The sequence below is a fragment of the Pseudomonas sp. D4002 genome, assembly GCF_013385665.1.
GTDB lineage: Bacteria > Pseudomonadota > Gammaproteobacteria > Pseudomonadales > Pseudomonadaceae > Aquipseudomonas.
On sequence record NZ_JACAPN010000057.1, the window covers coordinates 1 to 6450 of the forward strand.

Consider the following 6450-nt stretch of genomic DNA (forward strand, 5'->3'; position numbering starts at 1 on the left):
ACTACAACCGACATCGCTACTACAATCCGGACATTGGCCGCTACCTGACGCCCGATCCGGTGAAACTGGCGGGCGGACTGAACGGATACCAGTACGTGCCCAACCCGACCGGATGGGTGGATCCGTTGGGGTTGAATACCTGTCCGGGTGGGGATGGATGCAAGCCTGAAACCAAAGCTGAAGATCCATCAGGAATATCTAAGGTTGATGAGGGTACGCCCTCAACTCCCGCGCCAGAAAAAAAGCAGGAATATCTGTATCGAGGTGATTTGAGACATCCAGATGAAATTTTCAGAGACGGGTTTGAAAGTAGAGGAGAGAGCACAAATCTCTATTTACACTCTTTGAATAACGCCAGCCCTCCTAGCAATTTCGTGCCTACTTCCACATCAAGGAAAAGAGCACTGGTCTTTGCCTCGGGACATGGATTTGATGAGGGATTCCTTTATACCCTCAAAAAGATTCCTGGGAGGGATGTCAATAAGGAACTAGGCGACCGCTCCAAATACAAATATGAATTAGAAATCGCCATTCCCAAACGTATCGACACTAAAGATATTTTGGGTGCTTCACCGGTAAACGATGACGGCACTTACAAAGGATACACACTACTAAATCCGAACAGAGGTTACCCATGAAATCACGTGAAATCACCATAATCAGAGATAACGTTCGTGAAAGTGCAACAGTTGAATACGACGGGGGGAAGCCGACCCTTACTCTATCATTAAACAACGGGGTCAGAAAATCCTACAGCGCCATAGATCTATACGAAAGCTTCGGTCTGGCAAGAATGGACTTCAAGGATATAAAGTTCTTGTGTAAGGGCGCAAAAATTAACGTACACACATCTGGAATGTCATCACACATGTCAAATGGATTGGTAGCTTACGAACTCACCATGGGCAAACCTGAAGGCGAGCTAGTTCACATTTTTTCTCCCGAAGAAAACGACTTAACCAATGACATACAAGAACAGCATGATTTTTGCGAGCGCTGGGCAACTTCATGTTAGTCGCAAAATAAAGCGGCGCTGGTCAAGGTTGCGGGGAGTTCACACGCAGATTCGGTCTGATCAAACTCTGAAAGCTCAGGACTGGTCTATTTTTTCAATACGACATCATGGATCCCAATTAGAAATCGTCATAATGAAAACCCAAAAAATCTGCGCACTAATAGAAAATAAAAAAGTCGAAATCACCGTAAGATATGATGCAGCCAAATGCCTGATGAAACTCTCAGAATCTGAAACCCCACAGAGAATCTATGGTGGAAGAGATCTCTATGTCTGCCTTGCAAAAATCAGAGCCGATCACCCCCGCATCGCATTTCTTTGCAAGGGCGCGAGATTAAACGTGATGCCTTCAAGGATGGCATCCCAAATGAGTGCAGGGCTTGTCGCTTATCAAATGACGATGGGCAAACCCGCCCTCCCAGAGGATATAGTTCACATTTTTGATTACGAAGAGGAAAACCTCACAAATGACCCACAAGAGCAAATTACTTTTTTTAAAACCTGGCTTGCATCGTTAAGCGCTGAAAGATACGAAGATTTCAACTAAGCGATTAGTACATTCTCACCTTTCGAATAACGGAAGAACAGCCAGTTGGAAAGTTCAGCATATTCGGAACATTCCAGCATGTAGGGTGCCTAAAAAATCGACATCGCAGGCAAGCCAGCTCCCACAGTTGAGCTGTGTACGTCAATGAAATGCCTGCCAACCCCCTATCCCACCTGCTGCAACCGCCCCGCCCGAAAATCCTTCGGCGACACTTCAAACTGCTTCTTGAACGAGCGACTAAAGTGCGCCGAATCCGTAAACCCCCACTTATACGCAATCGATGTAATCGACTCACTGCGCAAAAACGGATTGGTCAGATCATCCGCACTGCGCTTCAACCGCGCCCGCTGGATATACCGGCACACGCTGTCATCCTGTTCCTCAAACAACCGGTACAAATGCCGCACCGAGATGTTCAACCGACTCGCCAACCCCACCGGGCTAAGCCCTGGCTGGGTCAATGACTCATCAATCACCTTCTGCACATAGCTGCGCAGATTGCTGCCCTGCAACCCGCCACAATCATCGCGCTCATCGTCTTCCTGCTCAAACGCCGACCCCAGCAGCGAGACAAACGCCGACTGCAACGCCTGCCCTTCCCCGACCGCGCCTTCGCCGTTCAGTGCGTCTTTGCACAGTTGATCCATCAACACATGCAACATGCGCCCGCAGGCTTTGCTCGAGGAGATTTTGCCGAAGGTCTTGGGCTGGTTGCCGAACTGTTTGCACACCTCTGCGCGGGACAAGGACAGGGACGCGTGTTCGATCAGCCCGAACGGGGTGATGTCGATGGAGCCCACCGAGTCCATCAATAACAGTTCGCCGGGGGCAAGCTGGAAGCTCTGGCCGTTTTGGGTGATCTGGCAGTAGCCGCTGCGCTGGCTGACGAGGAAGCAGTGTTGGTCGTCATCGTGGTCGGCTCGGGCCTTGGGGCGCTTGATCAGGCCGGCGTTGGTGCGCAGGCTGGCCAGTGGCAAACCGCCGCGGGAAAAGGTGCTGATGCTGCCGATGAACAGCGAGCGGTTGAAGGCCAGTTCTGTGTCGAAGTGACCGCAAACCGCGCGCAGATCCCGGGTCCAGAGGTCCAGCCCGTCTTGCCCAATCTGTTGCATGCTCATGGTTGTTTCCACCTTGGCTTTTTGTTTTTGTCGGGCAATAGTTAACATGTTATCTATATGCGCGCAACAAGTACGTGTCTGCCAAGGTGGTTGCACTATTGATGCCAAATACTGCGGTCAGTGGGCCTGCAAGGCGCGCTGGAAACCGTTCAAGGCGTCCAGCAGCCAGGCGCGTTGCACACTGCTCAAGGCGATGTAGCGACGGAACGCCGGCATGCGGTTGACCACCTCGCTGCCGCCCATATGCTCAAGCCGCACACACCACTGGTGATCCACCAGGTCGATGCGCAGGCGCTTGAAGTCCAGCGGCATCAAGGCGCGATGCAAGGCGCTGCCCTCCTGCAATTGTGTGTGCAAAATGCCTGAAACCTCCTTGTCGCCCGACCGCTGTCGACAGCGGATTCCGGTGCGTCGAACGGCCCCGGTGTGGTGCAGTTCGAAGCTCGCCGTGCCCTGCTGCGAGGCAGGGATGCGCAGTACGAATTCGGTCATCACCAGGTGCATCAACAGCTGCGACTCGGTGCGCTCGACGATCTCCAGTTGCAGCCCGAGATTCTCCAGGGAAACCCGGGCCGTCGTCGGTCCACACACCTCATAACCGGCCAGGCCGAGGTTACGCCGCAGGTGTTCCAGCGTAACGCCGGGTCGATACCCGGCAGGCGCGCGCCGGGCGCTGAACAGCTCAGACAGTTTTTGCAGCATGGCTGATATACCCGTTGTGCGGCTGATCCGGATCATGGGCGAACTCCTTGGCCAACACCTCTTCCACCGAGGCGGGCCTGAATGGATTGACCTTCTGCACAACCAGCGTCCAGAACAGCGCGTACGCCGCCGTGCACCCGAGCATTACGCCAAAGGGAATGTAGATGTCGGCGGGGTTCATGCCCGGCGGGGTGATAAACCACATGCCCAGCAGGATGCCGATGCTCGACAGAATCTGCGGCAGCGGAAAGAACGGCGAACGGTAGGCGCGAGGCAGATCCGGACGGCGAATCCGCAGGATCACCACCGACAGCGTCACCAGCAGATAAGCAAAGCTCCAGGCACACACGGCCGCCAGCACCAGGTGCATGATGTTGTCGGTGTTGCCGCCCAGGTACAGCGCGTGCAGGCACGGAATCAGCATCGCCACCAGGATGCACAGCAACGGTGTCTTGAAGCGCGGGTGCAGGTAGGTGAAGACCTTGGGCAACGCGCCGTCGACCGCCATGCCGTACAGGATCCGTGGCACACCGGCCATCAAGGTGTTGATGGTCGCAGCACCGGCAAACAGGAAGCCGATGCCCAGCCACATCGGGCCGATGCTGCCCATCACCTGCTCGGCGAATTTCGGGATGGCCATCGGCGTATCCAGCAGGTGCACGCCGCCCGCCGCGTCGATCAATACGTTTTCCACCTGGCGTTTCATGGCCGCGCCATAGATGAACATGCACGTGGCCACCCCCAGCAGCCCCAGCACCATCGCCTTGGGCATCACCTTGGCCGAGTTGCGCAGGTCCGGCGCCAGCGGCGTGACGAATTCGCAGCCGACGAACATGAACATCGCCATGCCCACCAGCGACAGGATGGTAATCAGGTCGGTACCGACCAGGGATTCACCGAACCAGCCGTCCAGCTGCACCGCCGGGGCTGCGATCAGGCCCAGCACGCCAAACACCATCAAGGTGGTCCACATGCCGAAAGTGAGGATGATCTCGGCCCGGCCAAACGCGCTGACGCCAAACGCATTGAGCACCCCGAACACAATCACGAAGCCCACTCCCAGCAACCACGAACCGCCGGCGGATTCCGCCAGGGTGTTGAGGTGCTCGAAGTTCACCAGCGCCATCACGCCAGAGAGGATGGTTTCGGCGGTACCGGCAAACACATGCACGATCAGGTACGCCGACAAGGTGCCGGTGATCGCAAAGAACCGGCCCATGCCGCAATTGATGTAGTCGTAGACCGAGCCGGTGGTGGGCAGGATCGAGGCGGCTTCGGCGAAGGTGGTCGCCTGGGCCAGCATCATCACCACCGCGATCAACATCGCCACCGCAAAGGCGCTGCCGCCGATGCCAAACCCCATGGTCGCAGTGAGGATCACCGGGCTGGCCATGATCAAGCCAATGGTGCTCGCCAGCGCGGTTGGAAAGCCCACCGTGCCGCGTTTCAAATGTTCGGTGAGCCGGTCGTTGATCGACATGGTGCAGATCCTCAAGAAGCGGATTTTTAGAAGTATTGGCACTCTGCGCCCGCCCTGGCTGATCGTCTTGCTCCTGGCTGCCGCCGGTTTTGTTGCTGCCTGCCACTGCTGCGCCACTGGCGGCCTGGGACAATTTCCTGGCACGCAGGGGAAAGACTTGGCCCGGTGGCGCTCGCCCTAATGCTCCCTCAATTCACCTTGTTGGGGACTATAACAATGCAGCACACACAACAAACCCGTCACCTGTACAGGGCCATCAGCCTGGGCATCGCGCTGATGATCATCGACTCATCGGCCCAAGCGTTCGAGCTGTATGCCGATGACGACACTCAGGTCACCGGCAACTTCCTGGCGGTGTACGGGATGTTCAACAGCCGCAAGAACTACGACGGCACCACCGGCGGTTCCACCTGGCGTGAAGGTTTTATCAAGTATGGCTTGAGCGTCGACCAGCGCTTCGGCGCCCTGGGCAGCGTGTATGGCACGGCCAACCTGGTCAGCTCGGGCACCTGGGGTGATGGCGATGCGTCGGGCGTGACCACCGGCAGCGAGCGCACCACCAAGTTCGACGAAGCCTTCGCCGGCTGGCGCTCGGGGGAACTGTTTCCGGCACTGGGCAAGGAGGGTGTGGACCTGTCGTTCGGCCGCCAGGTCATCATGCTCGGCGACGGTTTCATCATCAACGATGACGGCCCGAACTTCGGCAAGGGCGTGGATGACGGCAAGTTCAACCGGGGCGGCGCCTACTACATCGCCGCCCGGCATGCATTCGATCAAACCGCAGTGCTACGCCTGGGTGGCAAGGACGGCGTGCATGGCAGCGTAATGTGGATCAAGTCCGACAACCGCGCCCAGGCCAACACTGAAATGGCTGCCGGCACCCTGGACTACACCGCCGCGCCCGGCACCCTGGGGTTGACCTATATCCACGGCATCAGCGTCGACGACCGTTATGCCAATGACCTGCAAAAACAGCGCGCCGGGATGAACATCTACAGCCTGCGGGGCGCCGGTAATGCCGGGATCGAGAACGCGCACTTTTCCTTTGAATACGCCTGGCAGGACAAGGACGCCGGCCCGGAAAAGGCCTGGTACACCGAAGGCGGTTATACCTTCGCCGCGCTGCCGTGGTCGCCGGACCTGACCTACCGCTACAGCCGCTATTCGAAAAACTGGGATGCGATGTTTTCGGGCTTCAACCGTGGCTACGGCACCTGGGTGCAGGGCGAGGTGGCCGGCAATTATTCGGGGCCGTTCAATACCAATACTGAGGTGCAGCATGTGGCGTTGAAGGTCAAGCCGCTGGACAGCGTGACTGTCGGTGCGCTGTTCTTCGACTACAAGACGTTGAGCAAGGGCGGCATGCTCAACCTCGATGGGCGCGAACTGGACCTGTACGCGGAGTGGGCGGTGAACGAACACCTGATCGTCACGCCGCTGCTGGGTTTGTACAAGCCCAACAAGGATGAGAGCAACGGCGGCAACCAGGTGGGTGGCAATGGCACCAATCTCTATAGCCAGGTCACCGTGGCCGTGCCGTTCTAACACAGATGCAATGAGCTACCGAGATCACATGTGGGAGCGGGCT

At 57.0% G+C, this 6450-nt stretch carries 7 protein-coding genes; 4 read left to right on the forward strand and 3 right to left on the reverse strand.

The window, feature by feature from the left end; all coding sequences use genetic code 11:
• From HX824_RS30510 to HX824_RS30520, 3 genes are all read left to right on the forward strand, one after another.
• Positions 1 to 638 (forward strand): RHS repeat-associated core domain-containing protein (locus tag HX824_RS30510; protein ID WP_305729240.1); only part of this gene is annotated, 638 nt, incomplete at its 5' end.
• On the forward strand, positions 635 to 1015 hold the full coding sequence (locus HX824_RS30515; RefSeq protein ID WP_102606198.1) for a hypothetical protein: 381 nt from the start codon (positions 635 to 637) through the stop codon (positions 1013 to 1015). The genes HX824_RS30510 and HX824_RS30515, both read left to right, overlap by 4 nt.
• A gap of 133 nt (positions 1016 to 1148) precedes the next feature.
• Positions 1149 to 1562, forward strand: a complete 414-nt coding sequence (locus HX824_RS30520) for a hypothetical protein (protein ID WP_177055920.1) — start codon at positions 1149 to 1151, stop codon at positions 1560 to 1562.
• Positions 1563 to 1726: 164 nt separating this feature from the next.
• On the opposite strand, the gene feaR is transcribed toward HX824_RS30520, so the two are convergent.
• From feaR to HX824_RS30535, 3 genes are all read right to left on the reverse strand, one after another.
• The gene (gene feaR / locus HX824_RS30525) at positions 1727 to 2680 is read right to left on the reverse strand and encodes a transcriptional regulator FeaR (RefSeq protein ID WP_003219901.1); all 954 of its coding nucleotides are present in this window, start codon (positions 2678 to 2680) and stop codon (positions 1727 to 1729) included.
• A 117-nt stretch (positions 2681 to 2797) separates the two neighbouring features.
• Positions 2798 to 3382 carry a DUF3156 family protein gene (locus HX824_RS30530; RefSeq protein WP_177055921.1) on the reverse strand — a complete coding sequence of 195 codons (585 nt, stop codon included), beginning with the start codon at positions 3380 to 3382 and terminating at the stop codon, positions 2798 to 2800.
• A complete protein-coding gene (locus HX824_RS30535; protein ID WP_177055922.1) occupies positions 3363 to 4862 on the reverse strand; it encodes an APC family permease in 1500 nt (499 codons plus the stop codon). Before HX824_RS30535 ends, HX824_RS30530 begins: the two co-directional genes overlap by 20 nt.
• A 216-nt stretch (positions 4863 to 5078) precedes the next feature.
• Between HX824_RS30535 and HX824_RS30540 the strand changes: the two genes are divergently transcribed.
• Positions 5079 to 6407 carry a hypothetical protein gene (locus tag HX824_RS30540; RefSeq protein WP_177055923.1) on the forward strand — a complete coding sequence of 443 codons (1329 nt, stop codon included), beginning with the start codon at positions 5079 to 5081 and terminating at the stop codon, positions 6405 to 6407.
• Positions 6408 to 6450: the final 43 nt, after the last annotated feature.